The sequence below is a fragment of the Pseudonocardia yuanmonensis genome, from assembly GCF_039542425.1.
In the GTDB taxonomy this organism is placed as follows: Bacteria; Actinomycetota; Actinomycetes; order Mycobacteriales; family Pseudonocardiaceae; genus Pseudonocardia; species Pseudonocardia yuanmonensis.
The window spans coordinates 107,870-123,514 of the sequence record NZ_BAABIC010000005.1 but is presented as its reverse complement, the minus strand read 5'-3'; the positions used below and the strand labels follow the sequence as shown (position 1 = coordinate 123,514).

Annotated in this window: 14 protein-coding genes; 4 read left to right on the top strand and 10 right to left on the bottom strand. The window is 73.9% G+C overall.

The genetic code is table 11. The annotated features are described in order from the left end of the window. Positions 1-1,167, bottom strand: a complete 1,167-nt coding sequence (locus ABD990_RS09020) for a thiolase family protein (protein WP_345379713.1) — start codon at positions 1,165-1,167, stop codon at positions 1-3. A 304-nt stretch (positions 1,168-1,471) separates the two neighbouring features. Here ABD990_RS09020 and ABD990_RS09015 point away from each other — a divergent pair, with 304 nt between their 5' ends. Next, complete coding sequence (locus tag ABD990_RS09015) at positions 1,472-2,734, top strand: TMEM165/GDT1 family protein (protein WP_345380019.1); 1,263 nt, start codon at positions 1,472-1,474, stop codon at positions 2,732-2,734. Positions 2,735-2,807: 73 nt separating this feature from the next. Here the strand turns inward: ABD990_RS09015 and ABD990_RS09010 are convergent, their stop codons facing one another. Both ABD990_RS09010 and sfnG read right to left on the bottom strand, forming a co-directional pair. After that, entirely contained in the window at positions 2,808-4,043 is a 1,236-nt protein-coding gene (locus ABD990_RS09010) for an acyl-CoA dehydrogenase family protein (RefSeq protein ID WP_345379712.1), read from the bottom strand. 320 nt (positions 4,044-4,363) lie between these two features. After that, positions 4,364-5,512 (bottom strand): dimethylsulfone monooxygenase SfnG, encoded by a 1,149-nt coding sequence (gene sfnG, locus ABD990_RS09005; RefSeq protein WP_345379711.1) that lies wholly within the window; start codon positions 5,510-5,512, stop codon positions 4,364-4,366. 279 nt (positions 5,513-5,791) lie between these two features. Between sfnG and ABD990_RS09000 the strand changes: the two genes are divergently transcribed. Continuing rightward, on the top strand, positions 5,792-6,607 hold the full coding sequence (locus ABD990_RS09000) for a DUF1684 domain-containing protein (RefSeq protein ID WP_345379710.1): 816 nt from the start codon (positions 5,792-5,794) through the stop codon (positions 6,605-6,607). Positions 6,608-6,729: 122 nt separating this feature from the next. Here ABD990_RS09000 and ABD990_RS08995 read toward each other — a convergent pair whose 3' ends face one another. From ABD990_RS08995 to ABD990_RS08985, 3 genes are read right to left on the bottom strand one after another with little or no spacing between them, the layout of a single operon-like run. Next, the gene (locus ABD990_RS08995) at positions 6,730-8,256 is read right to left on the bottom strand and encodes a tripartite tricarboxylate transporter permease (RefSeq protein ID WP_345379708.1); all 1,527 of its coding nucleotides are present in this window, start codon (positions 8,254-8,256) and stop codon (positions 6,730-6,732) included. Next, entirely contained in the window at positions 8,253-8,807 is a 555-nt protein-coding gene (locus ABD990_RS08990) for a tripartite tricarboxylate transporter TctB family protein (protein ID WP_345379705.1), read from the bottom strand. Before ABD990_RS08990 ends, ABD990_RS08995 begins: the two co-directional genes overlap by 4 nt. After that, the gene (locus ABD990_RS08985) at positions 8,807-9,817 is read right to left on the bottom strand and encodes a Bug family tripartite tricarboxylate transporter substrate binding protein (RefSeq protein WP_345379704.1); all 1,011 of its coding nucleotides are present in this window, start codon (positions 9,815-9,817) and stop codon (positions 8,807-8,809) included. The genes ABD990_RS08990 and ABD990_RS08985 overlap by 1 nt, the downstream gene beginning before the upstream one ends. 135 nt (positions 9,818-9,952) lie before the next feature. Between ABD990_RS08985 and ABD990_RS08980 the strand changes: the two genes are divergently transcribed. Together ABD990_RS08980 and ABD990_RS08975 are read left to right on the top strand one after the other, a co-directional pair. Further along, positions 9,953-11,593, top strand: coding sequence for a sensor histidine kinase (locus ABD990_RS08980; RefSeq protein ID WP_345379703.1), 1,641 nt, complete (start codon positions 9,953-9,955; stop codon positions 11,591-11,593). After that, a complete protein-coding gene (locus ABD990_RS08975) occupies positions 11,590-12,282 on the top strand; it encodes a response regulator (RefSeq protein WP_345379702.1) in 693 nt (230 codons plus the stop codon). Before ABD990_RS08980 ends, ABD990_RS08975 begins: the two co-directional genes overlap by 4 nt. A 1-nt stretch (position 12,283) precedes the next feature. Here ABD990_RS08975 and ABD990_RS08970 read toward each other — a convergent pair whose 3' ends face one another. From ABD990_RS08970 to ABD990_RS08955, 4 genes are all read right to left on the bottom strand, one after another. Further along, positions 12,284-13,132, bottom strand: coding sequence for an alpha/beta fold hydrolase (locus ABD990_RS08970; protein WP_345380018.1), 849 nt, complete (start codon positions 13,130-13,132; stop codon positions 12,284-12,286). Between the two features lie 133 nt (positions 13,133-13,265). Continuing rightward, entirely contained in the window at positions 13,266-13,577 is a 312-nt protein-coding gene (gene mihF / locus ABD990_RS08965; RefSeq protein WP_037049162.1) for an integration host factor, actinobacterial type, read from the bottom strand. A 180-nt stretch (positions 13,578-13,757) separates the two neighbouring features. Next, on the bottom strand, positions 13,758-14,204 hold the full coding sequence (locus ABD990_RS08960; RefSeq protein WP_345379701.1) for a nuclear transport factor 2 family protein: 447 nt from the start codon (positions 14,202-14,204) through the stop codon (positions 13,758-13,760). Between the two features lie 51 nt (positions 14,205-14,255). After that, entirely contained in the window at positions 14,256-15,596 is a 1,341-nt protein-coding gene (locus tag ABD990_RS08955; RefSeq protein ID WP_345379700.1) for an NAD(P)/FAD-dependent oxidoreductase, read from the bottom strand. Between the last annotated feature and the right edge of the window lie 49 nt (positions 15,597-15,645).

The following is a 15,645-nucleotide window of genomic DNA, read 5'->3' as shown; positions in this document are numbered from 1 at the left end:
TCAGAGGAGCTCGACGATGGTGGCGTTGGCGGTGCCGCCGCCCTCGCACATCGTCTGCAGGCCGTAGCGGATGCCCTTGTCCCGCATGTGGTGCAGCAGCCGCGTCATGAGGATGGTGCCCGAGGCGCCCAGTGGGTGGCCGACGGCGATGGCCCCGCCGAGCGGGTTGAGCACCTTGTCGTCCGCACCCAGCTCGGCCTGCCAGGCCAGCGGCACCGGGGCGAAGGCCTCGTTGACCTCGAAGGCGCCGATGTCGGAGATCGACAGGCCGCTCTTGCGCAGCACCTTCTGCGTGGCCGGGATCGGGCCGGTCAGCATCATCAGCGGGTCCGCGCCGGAGACCGCGCCGGAGTGGTAGCGGGCGATCGGGGTGAGCCCGAGCTCCTTGGCCTTCTCCGGGGTGGTGATCAGGGTGGCCGACGCGCCGTCGGAGATCTGCGAGGCGTTGCCCGCGTGGATCACGCCGTCCTCGCGGAAGGAGGGCTTGAGCTTCGCGAGCTTCTCCGGCGTGGTCCCGCGGCGCAGGCCCTCGTCGGCGGTGAACTCGTCCCTGCCGGGAACGCGGACGAGCTGGCCGTCGAACGCGCCCGCGTCGACGGCCGCGGCCGCGAGCTCGTGCGACCGCGACGAGTACTCGTCGAGGCGCTGCCGGGTGAAGCCCCACTTCTTGGCGATCCGCTCGGCGCCGATGCCCTGGTTGAAGTCGTTGCCGGGGAACTCGCCGCTGGTCAGGTCGGCCTCGTAGCGCTCGCGCACGAGCGGGCCGTAGGGGCGGCCGAGGTCGCGGCCGGCACCGAGCGGCACCCGGGTCATGGTCTCGACGCCGCCGGCCACGACGACGTCGTACTGCCCGGCGATCACCATCCCGGCGGCGAAGTCGAACGAGGACTGGCTGGACCCGCAGGCCCGGTTGATCGTGACGCCGGGGACGGTCTCCGGCCAGCCGGCCGCGAGCACCGCGTACCGGCCGATCTGCGCGGCCTGGTCACCGACCTGGTTCACGCAGCCCCACACGACGTCGTCGATCACCTCGGGGTCGATGCCGGTGCGCTCCTGCAGCGCCCGCAGCACGTACCCCGACAGGTCGGCGGGATGGACGTCGGCGAGCGAGCCGTTGCGCTTCCCGATGGGGGTGCGCACCGCGTCGACGATGACGGCCTCGGGCATGGTTCCTCCGCGTCCTTCTCGAGAGCTATCTGAACGAACGTACGACACTGTGCCGCCCACGAGAACCCGAGTGAACTACCTCACGGGCCCGCAACCGGGGTCGAGGGGCACTGGATCGATGAGGTAGCTTGTCCCGCAGCGAAGGGGAGTAGCTCTCAACGTCGCGGTCGACATACTGGCGATCCGTATCGCCCGGCTGCGGGGCCTGACACCACCAGGCGAGCGAGACCTTCGATCCGGTTCACGTCGGATCGAAGAGACCCCGTTCCCTCGATCCGGCCCGAGATCGAGGGGTTGTGTGGCGATGCAGGACGTGCTCGCGGCGTTCCTGATCAGTTTCGGCGTGATCTTCGTGGCCGAGCTGGGCGACAAGTCCCAGCTCATGGCCCTGACGTTCGCGACCCGCTACAAGACCTGGCCCGTCCTGCTGGGGATCACGATCGCCACGTCGGTCGTGCACCTCGTCTCCGTCGCCGTCGGCCACGGCCTCGGCGCCACCATCCCGACCGGCTGGATCGCGCTCGCCGCGGCCGTCGCCTTCCTCGGGTTCGGCGCGTGGACGCTCAAGGGCGACTCGCTGTCCGAGGACGAGCAGGAGAAGGTCAACCGGAAGGCGCGCTCCGCCGTCGTCGCCGCGTCGGTGGCGTTCTTCCTGGCCGAGCTCGGCGACAAGACGATGCTGGCCACGATCACGCTGGCCACCCAGCACGGCTGGTTCGGCGTGTGGCTCGGCTCCACGCTCGGCATGGTGGCGGCCGACGCGCTGGCGATCGTCGTCGGCCGGCAGCTCGGCAAGCGGCTGCCGGAGCGGACGATCCGCTACGGCGCGGCGGCCGGGTTCGTCGTGTTCGGCGTGGTGCTGCTGGTCGACGCGATCGGTCAGCTCACCGGCCGGGGCGCCTGGGAGGTCGTCTCGGAGACGCTGGACCACCACCTGGCCGCGTGGCTCGCCGTCGGCCTCGGGGTGGTGGCGTGCGTGCTCGTCGGCGTCGGGCGGCGGTGGGCCCGCGCCGGCGCCCACCGCTCGCCGATGCGCACCGGGCTCGGCTCGCCGGCCTGGTGGTCGCGGGCGCTCTTCGGGGTCGCCCTGCTGCTCGGCCTGGTCGCCCCGCTGCTGGTGGCGTTCGACGTCATCGAGCCGATCGCGGTGTTCAGCTCGCCGGGCTGGGTCGTGGTCGGGGTCGGGCTGCTGCTCCTGGGTGTGGCCGTCGTGCTGGCCTCGCTGGTCCAGATGGGCACCGCACGGCGCCGTGGGGAGGACCTGGCGCTGACCAGCAGCGGCTTCTACGCCCGCGTCCGGAATCCCGCGTTCACCGGCATGGTGGTCGCCACCGCGGGCGGGCTGGTCATGGCGCCGACCATGCTCGGCGTGCTCGCGACCCTGCTGATCGTCGTCGCCGTGCAGATCCAGGCCCGCGCGGTCCGCGAGCCCGGGCTCACCCAGGCCCTGGGCGAGGAGTACGCGGAGTACCTGTCCCGCACGGGCCGGTTCCTGCCGCGCCTGCGGACCCCGCACCCCGAGCGGCGCGCGGGCCTGCCCGAGAACGAGCGCGAGCGCGTCGGCTGACCCCGTCCTGGGGTGAGCGAACGGCGCTCTCGCTCATGAGGAGTGAACGAGAGCGCCGTTCGCTCATCGGGGATCAGCTGTACCAGGTCGGCTCGGGCAGCTCGTCGCGCAGCAGGAACGCCCCGACCTCACGCCGCTTGTACGCGACGGGGTCGTGCAGGGTGTGGGTGCGGACGTTGCGCCAGAAGCGGTCGAAGCCCAGCTCGGTGGCGGTGGCCCGGGCGCCCAGGCCCTCGAACACCCGGCTGGTCACCTCGAGCGCGACCTCCGTGGCCCGCGCCTTGACGGCCGCCACCCGGACCTCGTGCTCGCCGCGCTGCTGCGGCGTGACGTCCCACGCGCTGCGGTGGATGGCCAGGCCCTCCTCCGCGACGGCGTCCGCCAGCGCCTCCACGGCCCACAGCTTCGACGCGAGATCGCCGTAGAGGTCGAGCTGGTAGGGCTCGTCGACGGCCCGCTCCTGCCCGCCGTGCAGCCACGGGCGGGTTCGGGTGCGGGTGTACTCCGCGGCCTCCTCGAGGGCGCCCCGGGCGATGCCCAGGTAGAAGCTCACGAACACGAGCTGGATCGTCGGGACGTTGAGCGTGGTGTAGACGCGCGGCTCGAACGCCTTGTCCCTGAAGCCCGCCGCCTGCTCCCACGGCACCTGGACCTCGGAGATCGTGACGCTGCCGCTCTCCGTGAGCCGCTGGCCGATGTTGTCCCAGTCGTCGTGGAAGACGATGCCCGGCTGCCGGCTCGGCACGATCGCGAAGACGTGCGCGCCGGGAGCATCGGGATCGGCGCCGTCGAGCACGCCCTCCAGCACCGTGACGTCCGAGACCTTGCTGCCGGTGGAGAAGGACTTGCGGCCGTTGTAGACGAGGTGGTCGCCGGCGTCGCGGATCACGACGTCCTCGTCGCGCGGGTTCACCGCGCCGCCGAAGAACCAGCGGTTGCGGGTGGCCTCGGCCTCGACGGCCTCGATCTGCTCGCGGGTGCCGACCAGCCGGGCGGCCCAGAACCACAGCAGGTGGTAGCCGAGCAGCTGGCCGATGGAGCCGTCGCCCGCGGCGACCTCGCGGATCACCCGGTAGGCGAGCGGCCACTCCTGGCCGCCGCCCCCGTGCTCGGCCGGGCCGAGCAGGGTGACGAGGCCGGCGTCCTTGAGGAGCTCGACCTCGGCGTACGGGGTGGCCCCGGCGCGCTCCCGGGCGGCGGCGCCCTCGGCGAGGATCGCGCGGACCTCGCGGGCGCGGGCGAGCCACTCCTCGGGCGTGACGGGGACGGTCGTGAAACGGGTCTCGGGACGGGTCTCGAGCGTGGTCATGTCAGGTCCTGTTCGGTGGAGGGGCGCGTGCCGGCACCGCCCGCGCGAGCGGTGCGTCCGGCGGTCGGGGGACGGCACCGGCGACCGGGGCGGGAGGGCTCGGACGCGGGCGGCGGGCACGCGGAAGGTGAGGTGGGCGACCGGGCGACCGGGTGTGCGGTTCGGCCGCCCGGGAGTGCCGACTCGCGGGAGCCGGACGGGGCGGGTCAGGGACAGGACTGGGTGACGGCGCGGGCGTGGTCGATGTGGCGGCGGCGGGTCAGCCAGGTGTGGGCCGCCCCCGCCGGGAGCACGCCGCGCCGGGACGGGCGCGGCACGGCTCAGGAGCCGGCGACGAGCTGCGGCTCGCGCTCGGCGAGCTCCGCCTCCTTCTCCCGGATGACGGGGAGCACGTGCCGCCCGAAGTACTCGATCTCCTCCTGGAAGTGCAGGAAGCCCAGGAGCAGCAGGTTCGCCCCGCGGCGCTTGTACTCGAGCGCGCGGTCGGCGATCTGCTCCGGGGTGCCGATGAGCTGTGTGCGGAAGCCGTCGTTGTACTGGACCAGGTCCTCGAACGTGGAGTCCGCCCACATGCCGCGCTTGTCGCCGGTGGAGGCACCGGCCTGCTGCACCGAGGCGCGGAAACCCTCGACCGCCTCGACGTTCGCCCTCGCGACGATCTCGCGCAGCTGCTCGCGCGCCTCGCGCTCGGTGTCGCGGGCGATGAGGAAGCCGTTGAGCCCGAACCGGACCGCGCCCGGGCCGCTTTCCGGGCGACCGGCGGCGCGGGCGTGCTCGCGCACCTCCAGCACCTGCTCGGTGAAGCCGTCGGGGTCCTTGCCGTTGGAGAAGTACCAGTCGGCGACGCGGCCGCCGTTGCGGCGGGCGGCGGTGGAGTTGCCGCCCTGGAAGATCTCCGGGTGCGGCCGGCCCGGCACCGCGACCGGCTTGGGCTTCAGGTCGAAGTCGTGGATGCGGTAGAAGTCGCCGCGCAGCTCGGCGTGGTCACTGGTCCAGATCTCGCGCAGCGCGCGGATGAACTCCTCGGAGCGGCGGTAGCGCTCGTCGTGCTCCAGCCAGGGCTCGCCGAGGCTGGTGAACTCGTCCTTGAACCAGCCGCTCACGACGTTGACCGCGGCCCGCCCGCCGGAGAGGTGGTCGGCCGTCGCGACCCACTTGGCGAGCACGCCCGGGTGCCACAGCCCCGGGTGCACGGCCGCGATGACCTTGAGCCGCTCGGTGGCGAGCAGCAGGGCGAGGGAGAAGCTCGTGGACTCGTGCTGGTGGTCGGCGCCGTACGACGCCATGTACCGGACCTGGGACAGGGCGTACTCGAAGCCGTTGTCCTCCGCGGTCCGCGCGAGGCGCTCGTTGTACTCGTAGCCCCAGTCGGTGCGCTGCTCGATCGTGCTGGTGACGAGGCCGCCGCTGACGTTGGGCACCCAGTAGGCGAACGTCAGGGGCTCGGCGGAGGAGTCGGGGGACGACATGGGTGTGCTCCTGCGGGGAGAAGGGGTGTCGGGACGCGCGGGGATCGCGGGTCAGCGACAGGCGCAGGAGTGCACGCGCTTGTGGTCGACGTGACGCCGGCGCGTCAGCAGGATCGTGGCCACGCACCGACCACACCAGACGGGCCCCGGCAGGTCAAACGGCCTCCCACATCCCGAACCGGTCCGGACAATCGCGCCGTCCAGCGGACCGGCCCATCCAGCAGGCGGGAATCGTGGCCACCACGAAATGCCGCGGGAGCACCGGGCGTTCGCGTGGAGGTGACGACGACGGAGACGACGACGACGGCGAGCACCCTCCGGCAGGAGTGGGACACCTGGCACGCGGCGCGCGAGAAGGAGCTCGGCACGCCCCACGGCTGGCTCAGCCTCACCGCGCTGGAGTGGATCACCGGGACGCCGCAGCGGTTCGACGGCGTCCCCGGCACCTGGCGCGCCACCGGCGACGGCGGGGTCGAGCTGACCGCCCCGGCCGCCGAGGGGCTCGTCGCGGCGGGGAAGCCGGTCGAGGGCACCGTCCGGCTCGAGCCCCGCGACGGCCTGCCCGGCGCCCTGGTCACCGCGGGCGACCGGAAGATCGAGGTCGTCCGGCGCACGGACACCTATGCGCTGCGGGTGCGCGACCCGCAGGCGCCCACCCGCACCGCGTTCACCGGCGTCCCGGCCTTCCCGGTCGACGCGCGCTGGGTGGTCGAGGCCCGGTTCACCCCGTATCCCGAGCCCCGGCGGATCACCGTCGGCGCGGTCGTCGAGGGGCTGAACCACTTCCCGACGGCGGTCGGCACCGTCCGCTTCACCCTCGACGGCACCGAGCACGAGCTCGTCGCCCTCGCGGGGAAGCCGGACGGGCTGTCCCTGCACTTCCGCGACGCCACCTCCGGCCGCACCACCTACGGCGGCGGGCGGATGCTCAGGGTGGGCGCGCCGGCCGCGGACGGGACGCTGACGCTGGACCTCAACCGCGTCGTCAACCTGCCCTGCGTGTTCACCGCCTTCGCGACCTGCCCGCTGCCGCCCGAGGGCAACACCCTCTCCGTCGCCGTGGAGGCGGGGGAGAAGCTGCCGGCCTCTCCCTGAGAGCGCGCGGCCGACAGCGCGAGCAGCATCATCGCCCTCCACACGCCACCCGCCCCCGCGATGCTCGTGATCGCGGGGGCGGGTGTGGGCGGGGGCGGCGCGGACCGCCCGACGGACCGGGGTCAGACTGCGGTGTGCTCCCGGTCCCGGTCGGACGGCGGCGCGCTCCGGGCCGGAAGGGCCTTGCGGACCAGCGGGAACAGCAGGAGCAGGGCGATCACGACGTAGACGGTGATCGAGAGCGGCGTCGAGACCAGGGTGGAGACGTCGCCGTCGGCGATTTGCAGGGCCCGGCGCAGCTGCAGCTCCGCGTCCGGCCCGAGGATCACCCCGATGATCGCGGGCAGGACCGGCAGGCCGTAGCGGCGCATCACGAACCCGACGGCGCCGATCGCCAGCAGCACCAGCAGGTCCACGGCCTGCCCGGAGACCGCGTACGCGCCGATGCAGGCGAAGAACAGGATGCCCGCGTAGAGGTACGGCCGCGGGATCCGCAGCAGCTTCGCCCAGGCCGGCGCGAGCGGCAGGTTCAGCACCAGCAGCAGCACGAGGCCGATGAACAGGCTGGCGATGAGCGTCCACACCAGGTCCGGCTCGGTCTGGAAGAGCAGCGGGCCCGGCTGGATGCCGAACTGCTGGAACGCGGCCAACATGACGGCCGCGATCGCCGTCGTCGGCAGCCCGAGGGTGAGCATCGTGGACAGCGTCCCGGCCGAGGACGCGCTCGCCGCCGACTCCGGACCGGCCACGCCCTCGATGGCGCCCTTGCCGAACTCGTCGCGGTGCGAGGACAGCCGCCGCTCGGTGACGTAGGACAGGAAGGTCGGGATCTCCGCACCGCCCGCCGGGATCGACCCGAACGGGAACCCGATGAACGGCCCGCGGACCCACGGCTTCCACGCCCGCTTCACGTCGGCGCGGGACAGCCACGGCCGCCCCACCGGGATGACCTCCTGCTGCCCGCGGCGCAGGTGCGCGGCCACCCACAGCGCCTCGCCGACGGCGAACAGGCCGACCGCGACGATGACGACGTCGATGCCGTCGGCCAGCTGCGGCACGCCGAAGGTGAGTCGCGGCTGCCCGCTGAGCGGGTCGAGCCCGACCAGGCCGATCGTGAGGCCGATGGCCAGCGCCGCGAACCCGCGGATGCGCGAGCTGCCGAGCACCGAGGTCACGGCGACGAACGCCAGCACCATCACCGCGAAGTAGTCCGGCGCACCGATGTCGACCGCGACCGACGCGACCAGCGGCGCCAGCAGCACCAGCCCGACCACACCGAGGAGGCCGCCGACGAAGTGCCCGATCGCGGCCGTGGCCAGCGCCTGCGCACCGCGCCCGGACCTGGCCATCGGGTTGCCCTCGAGCGCGGCCATCACCGAGGCGCTCTCGCCCGGGGTGTTGAGCAGGATCGACGTGGTGGAGCCGCCGAACATGGCGCCGAAGTAGATGCCGGCGAACATGATGAAGGCGCCGGTCGGGTCGAACGCGTAGGTCACCGGCAGCAGCAGCGCCACCGCCATGGCCGGACCGATGCCCGGCAGCACGCCGATCGCGGTGCCCAGCAGCACGCCGATCGCGGCGAACAGCAGGTTGGCCGGGGTGAGGGCGGCACCGAAGCCGCCCATCAGGTTGGTCAGCGACTCGATCATCCCCCGAACACCCCCATCAGCGGACCACCGGGCAGGTCGACACCGAGCAGGCCGTCGAAGATCACCCAGGTCACCACGGACACGCCGGCGGCGATGAGGAGGTCGCGCAGCAGCGTCCGCGAGCCCAGCGAGTAGGCCGCGCCCCAGAACAGCACCACCCCGGCGATCGGCCAGCCGAGCAGCGGGATCAGCGCCGCGGTGGCCACGAGGACCCCGGCGAGCATCCCGACGGTACGCAGGTCCGGCGGCGTCGACAGGTCGATGTCCTCGCCCGCCTCGGCCTCGCCGTGCCCGCCCCGCAGGACGTCGACGGTGAGCAGCACCGACAGCAGCAGCAGCGCGCCGCCCAGGACGAGCGCGACGGTCCGCGGCCCGAGCGGGTCGGAGGCGCTGCCCGCGCCGCTCTCCAGCAGCGTGTCCACCACGACGAGCACGCCGACGACGAACAGCAGCAGGGACACCCCGAGCTCGGAGTGCTCCTTCAGCCAGCCCCGCTTCTCCGGCGTCGCAGCCGGAGCCTTCTCCTGCGTCCGGTCCTTCACCGCGGTCATCACGTCAGCCCCAGTTCCCGCAGCACCCCGGCCACGCGCTCGTTCTCGCTCTCCAGGAAGGCCCCGAACTCGGGCCCGGGCTGGTACGCGTCGGTCCAGCCGTTGCGCTCCAGCGCGGCGGCCCACTCGGGGCTGCGCCGGAGGTCGTCGAACGCGGCCTCCAGCTCGGCCCGGCCCTCGGCGGACAGGCCGGGCGGCGCGACGATCCCGCGCCAGTTCGCGAACTCGACGTCCAGGCCGGCCTGCCGCAGCGTCGGCGCGTCGACGCCGGGGACCGGCTCGCCCGCGGTCACGGCCAGCACCCGCAGCTCGCCGGCGTCGATCTGGTCGGCGTACTCACCGAGTCCGGAGACGCCGAACGCCACCTTCCCGCCCAGGACCGCGGCGAGCAGCTCGCCCCCGCCGTCGTAGGAGACGTAGTTGACGTCCTTCGGCGGCAGCCCGGCGGCCTTCGCCATCAGCATCGGGGCCAGGTGGTCCGGCCCGCCCGGCGACGAGCCGCCGCCCACCGGGACGCCGCCCGGGTTCGCCTTCCACGCGTCGACGAGCTGGCCGAGCGAGGTGTACGGCGAGTCCTTGGCGACGACGACGATCTCGGTCTCCTGCGTCAGCCGGGCGATCGGCGTGGTGTCGGCGAGGGTGGAGGGCGAGTCGTTGGTGTACACGCTGCCGACCACGCCGAGGCCCATCGACATCACGAGCCGGTCGTTGCCGCTCTCGTTGACCGTGCGCCCGAGGCCGACGGTGCCGCCCGCGCCGGGCAGGTTGAACACCTCGACCGGGCCGGTCAGCTTCGCGTCCTCCATGGCCTTGGCCGCGGTGCGGGCCGTGATGTCGTAGCCGCCGCCGGGGGAGTTCGGGACGAGCACGCGCAGTCCGCGCAGCTGTGTCCCGTCACCCCCGCCGGTCAGCGCGCCGACGGCGGGCGGCACGAGCAGTACCGCGGCCGCGGCCACCAGCACCGCCAGCGCGGCGGACAGGCCGCGTGTCGGTTTCTCCCGGACGGACATCGCTGTCGGATCCCTCCCCGTCGAGTGGACTGTGGCGCTCATCGTGCGGCGCGGGGGTTCCCGGTGTCGCGCTTGTGTCCGCAACGGTGGTTGTGGTCGTTCTGTACACGCTCCGGGGCCGCCTAGGCTGGCGACGTGCGCCGACGCCCGCTGGCCCGCGAGTTCCTGGTCTGGCAGCTGCTGGTGGTGCTCATCCTGCTCGCGGCGGTCGCCGCGCTCGCCGCCGTGCAGTCCGACGCCGCCTTCCGCGAGACCCAGGGGCGGCGGATGCTGTCGGTCGCCGAGGACGTCGCCGCCACGCCCGGGATCCGCGCCGGGCTGGTGAACCGCAACGTCGACCTGCTGGCCAGCTTCGCCCGCAGCGCGGAGAACCTCTCCGGTGCCGACCGGATCGTGGTGGTCGACGCGAACCGGGTGGTCCGCAGCTCGCCGGATCCCGCGGAGCTGGGGACTCCCTTCGCGGCGGATCCGATGGTCGGGTCCGCGAGCTCCCCCTCCGGCGAGTCGACCGCCTTCGACGGCCGGGCGTGGACGGGCGCGGCGGACCGCACCGTCGTGGCCGAGGTCCCGGTCATCGGCGACGCCGGGCAGGTGGTGGGCGTGGTGTCGGCCGGGATCCGCGCCCCGACCCTGCTGGAGGCGCTCGCCCCGGCCCGCGGCGAGGTCGCGGCGCTGCTCGGGCTGGCGCTGGCGCTGGGCGTCGGCGGCTCGCTGCTGCTGGCCCGCCGGGTGCGCCGGCAGACCCTGGGGCTCGAGCCCGCCGAGATCGTCGAGCTGGTGCAGCGCCGCGAGGCCATGCTGCTCGGGGTGAAGGAGGGCGTGGTCGGGCTGGACCCCGAAGGCCGGGTGACGCTGCTCAACCCGGCCGCGCGGGAGCTGCTCGGGCCGCCCGCGGCGCAGGTCGGCGACGCCGTCGACGCGCTCGGCCTCGACCCGCGCCTCGCCGACGTCCTCACCGGCCGCGCGGCGGGGGAGGACCAGCTCGTGCTGCACGGCGGGCGGGTCCTGGTGCTCAACCGGATGCCCGTCCACGTCGACGGGCGCGAGGTCGGCGCCGTCGTGACGCTGCGGGACCGGACGGAGCTGACCGCGCTGCAGGACCGGCTCGACGCCTCCCGCACGCTCACCGACACCCTGCGTGCACAGGCGCACGAGTTCACCAACCGGCTGCACACGATCGCCGGACTGACCGAGCTGGGGGAGCACGAGGAGGTGCGCCGGTTCGTCAGCGGGATCGTCGCGGCGGCGGAGGGGTGGCGGCGCGAGGTCGTCACGCGCGTGGGGGAGCCGGCCGCCGCGGCGCTGCTGGTCGCGAAGGCGAGCCTGGCCACGGAGCGGGGCGTGCGGCTGTGCCTGTCCGAGGACACGGACCTGCACCCCGCCGAGCCGGACGCGGGCCTCGGCTCGGATCTCGTCACGGTGCTGGGAAACCTGGTCGACAACGCGCTCGACGCCGTCGGGCCGGCGGGCGGGCGCGTCGAGATCGGGCTGACCGAGCGGGAGGCCGCGGTGCACGTGCGGGTCCGGGACTCCGGTCCGGGGGTGGCGTCCGAGCTGGCCGAGGAGGTGTTCCGGCACGGGTTCACCACCAAGGCCGCCGAGTCGGACCTCGGGCCACGCGGGCGAGGCCTGGGACTCGCGATCGTGCGGGAGGTGTGTCTGCGCCGCGGCGGGCGGGTGGCGGTGGAGAGCGCCGGGGCGGGTCCGGACGGCCGGGGCGCGACCTTCACCGCGGTGCTGCCCCTGCTGCCGGACCGGGCGGAGGTGGGCGCGTGAAGGTGCTCGTGGTCGACGACGACTTCATGGTCGCCAAGGTGCACAGCGGCTACGTCGCGCGGATCCCCGGCTGCGAGGTGGTGGGCGTCGCGCACCGCGGCGCCGAGGCGCTCGAGCTGGCCGCGCGGCTGCGTCCCGATCTCGTGCTGCTGGACGTCTACCTGCCGGACATGTCCGGGATCGACGTGCTGGGCGAGCTGCGCACCGGGGCGCCCGACGACCCGTCGGTCCTGGTGATCACGGCCGCGGACGACAGCGCCACGGTCGCCGCCGCCCTGCACGGCGGCGCGCTGCACTATCTGGTCAAGCCGTTCGACTCGCGGGCGCTGCGGGAGCAGGTGGAGCGCGCGGCGCGGATCCGCGGGCGGCTGGCCAGCCTGGGCCGGGCCGGGCAGTCCGACATCGACCGGCTCTTCGGCGGCGACCGGCCGGGCGGTGCGACGCCGGGCACCGCGCGGCTGCCGAAGGGGCTCACCGCCCCGACCGCGGAGCTGGTGGAGCGCGTGCTGCGCGCCGCCGACGGCGACCTCTCGGCCAGCGAGTGCGCGGAGCGGACCGAGCTGTCCCGGGTGAGCGCGCGCCGCTACCTCGAGCACTTCGTCGAGACCGGGGCCGTGACCGTCCGGCTGCGCTACGGCGGGACGGGGCGCCCGGAGCGGCGGTACAGCTGGGCGCGCCCCGGGCGCTGAGCTACAGGGGCGCGTACTCGCGCGTGTGGCCGAGCACGGCCGCGGCGACCGGCTCGACGACCGTCGGGTTGAGCGCGTGCCCCATGCCCTGCACGCGGACGAGCCGGCCGGCACCGAGCGCACGGGCGAGGTGGCCGGCGTGCGGCGGCGGGTTCACCGGGTCCTCGGGCGCCTCGATGACCAGCGTGGGCACGGCGACGCCGGCGAGCTCGGGGCCGCGGTCCAGCCCGTCCGTGTCGGCCACGGCGTGCGCGGCCGGGTTGTCCACCCGGCCGGAGTGCGCGACGACCCGCTCCTCCAGCGCGCGGAACCCCGCGGCGTCGAACGGGGTCCCGGTGCCGTTGAGCAGCCGCCAGTGCTCGACCCGCCAGGCCAGCTCGCCCTCGAGGTCGCGGTCGTCCGTGAACTCGCCCCACAGCCGCAGCAGCGCCGGGTCGGGCCCGGGCAGCTCCGGGTCGCCGTACGCACCGAGGGCCGCCGTGCAGAGGACGGTCGCGGTGAGCAGCCGGTCGGGGTGGTCGAGCAGCAGCAGCTGCACGAGGGTGCCGCCCATCGACATCCCGACGACGTGCGCCCGGTCGATCCCGAACGCGTCGAGCACGGCGAGGGCGTCGTCGGCGAGGTCGCGGATCGCGTAGGGGCGGTCGTCGAAGGCGTAGGTGGACCGGCCGGTGTCGCGATGGTCGTACCGGATCACCCGGTGCCGTTCGGCGAGGCGGTCCAGCAGCGCGTCCGGCCACGCCAGCCCCGACGCGTTCGCGCCCATCACCAGCAGCAGCGGCTCCGCGTCCGGTGTCGGACCGGGGATCTCCTCGGCCCACAGCTGCACACCGGGGGCGACGTCGACCATCAGTTCCACGACCCGGACCTTAGGGCGGCGGGTGGCGGGCCGGCGGGACGCCCCCGCCGGAACGCGACACCCGGCCCGGCGGAAGGCCGGACCGGGTGTGCGGGGCCGTGCGGGCGTCAGGCCGCCCGACGGCTCACTTCAGCGCGTCGAGCAGCGCCTGGCGCTGGCGCTCGCCGAGGCCGGCGGCGCGGCGGGACGCGTCGATGCCGGTGCGCTCGAGCAGCGCCGAGACCTTGGCGGGGCCGTAGCCGGGCAGGCTCTTGAGCAGGTCCGCGACCTTGGTCTTGCCGACGATCTGGTCGGACTTCGCGCGGTCGAGGACGGCGGGGATGGTCTCCTCGCCCTTGGCGATCTTGTCGCGGAGCTCCTTGCGCGCCGTCCGGGCCGCTGCGGCCTTCTTGAGCGCCTCCTGGCGCTGTTCGGGGGTCAGTGCGGGCAGTGCCATGGTGAGTGCTCCTCTCCTCTCCCATCGACCACCCGCTCGGGGTGCGTCGGTGGTCGTTCCTGGTACAGCGTGGCCCATAGCGTGGCAGAACACCGAGGGCGCCACGCGGGAACCCCCAGTTCAGAGGCCCGGAGTCGCAGATAACGGTGTCACAGAACCGCGAACGGCCGGTTCGGGGCGTCAGGCGGTCAGCTGGCGGCGCAACCTGGCGTCGTCCCACAAGGTCCGAACGGACGCGATCCGCCCCTGCCGGACGGCCACCACGGACACGGCCAGGACCCGCACGGGGCGCCCGGACGGCGGGACGCCGGGCAGCAGCCAGGGCAGCTCGCGGTCGTGGGTGAAGGTCCACCGCAGCTCGTCGACCAGCCCCCGGGTGTCGACGGTGCGGGAGATCCGCCGGCGCGCGAGATCGGCCGGCAGGTGCGGCGCGACGACCTCCGCGAGGTGCCGCTCGACCTCCGCGCGGTCGTTGCCGCCGGTCATCGCGGGCATGTCGACGAGCACGGCCTCCGGGGCGAGCAGGGCCGTGGCCGCCGCCGCGTCGCCCCGCTCGTAGGCGGCCGACCAGAACTCGTCCCACACGCGCTCGACCTCGCGCATCAGGACCTGCATGGCCGGGGTCACGCACCGAACCGTAGGTCGCGGCCCGTCGATCTCCAACCGACGGGCCGCGACCTACGCGGCTTCGTGGTGTTTCGCGACCGCCTTCGCGCCCGTCATGCTGATCAGCCGGTGCCCGCGGTGCCGGGCGTAGCGCAGCGAGCGGACCCAGTTGAACAGGGTGCCGAGCCGGTTGCCCCAGCCGATCAGGAACATCACGTGCACGTAGCACCAGAGCAGGTAGGCGATGTAGCCCGTGAACTTGACGCCGCGCACGTCGGCGACGGCCTGCCGGGCGCCGATGGTGGCCATGCTGCCCTTGTCGAAGTACCGGAAGGGGGCCGGGGTGGTGGTGTCGCCCTTGGCGCGGTCCGCGATCAGCTTGCCGACGTACGTGCCCTGCTGCATCGCCACCTGCGCGACGCCCGGCAGCCGGTCCACGGTGGTGACCATGTCGCCGATCGCGTAGACGCCCTCGGCGCCCGGCAGGCTGCAGTCCGGGTCGACGGCCAGGCGCCCGGCCCGGTCCGTCTCGGTGCCGGTGGCCTTGGCGAGCATCGCCGCCAGCGGCGAGGCCTGCACGCCGGCCGCCCAGATCTTGGTGCGCGCGGTGATGGTGTCGACGCCCTCGGGCCCCTTCACCGTGATCGTGTCCGCGTCCATGTCCGTGGCCGCGGTGTTGAGCCGGATCTCGACGCCCATCTTCTCCAGCCGGCGCTGCGTGTACTGCTGCAGCTTCGGCGCGAAGGGCGGCAGCACGGACGGCGCCGCGTCGAGCAGGATGATCCTCGCCGAGCGGGTGTCGATCGTCCGGTACTCCTTCGGCAGGACGTACCGCGCCAGCTCGGCGAGCTGCCCGGTGAGCTCGACACCGGTCGGACCCGCACCGACGACGACGAAGGTCAGGTACGCGTCCCGCTCCTTCTCGTCCGTCGCGACCTCGGCCAGCTCGTAGGCGCCGAGGATCTGGCTGCGGAGCATCCGCGCGTCCTCGATGCTCTTCATGCCGGGCGCGAAGTGGCTCCACTCGTCGTGCCCGAAGTAGGCGTGCGTGGCCCCGCCCGCGACCACGAGGTAGTCGTAGGGCAGGTCCAGGCGCTGCTCGTTCGGCGCGAGCGCGTGCACCACCTTGGCCTCGAGGTCGATCTCGAACACGTCGGCGAGCAACGTGCGCGTGTTCGACTGCCTCTTCACCACCCGGCGCAGCGCCGGCGCGATCAGGCCGGGCGACAGGATCCCCGTCGCCACCTGGTACAGCAGCGGCTGGAAGAGGTGGTGGTTTGTCCGGTCGACGAGCGTGACGTCGACGTCGGCGTGGGCCAGCGCCTTCGCGGCGCGCACCCCGCCGAAACCGCCGCCGACGACGACGACCTTCGTGCGGCCCTCGCGGGCGGGGGTGTCCCCAGTGCTGCTCACGTCCGTCTGCCCCTCTGGTGCGCCGGTTGCCGGACCCCGGGCGTGCCGG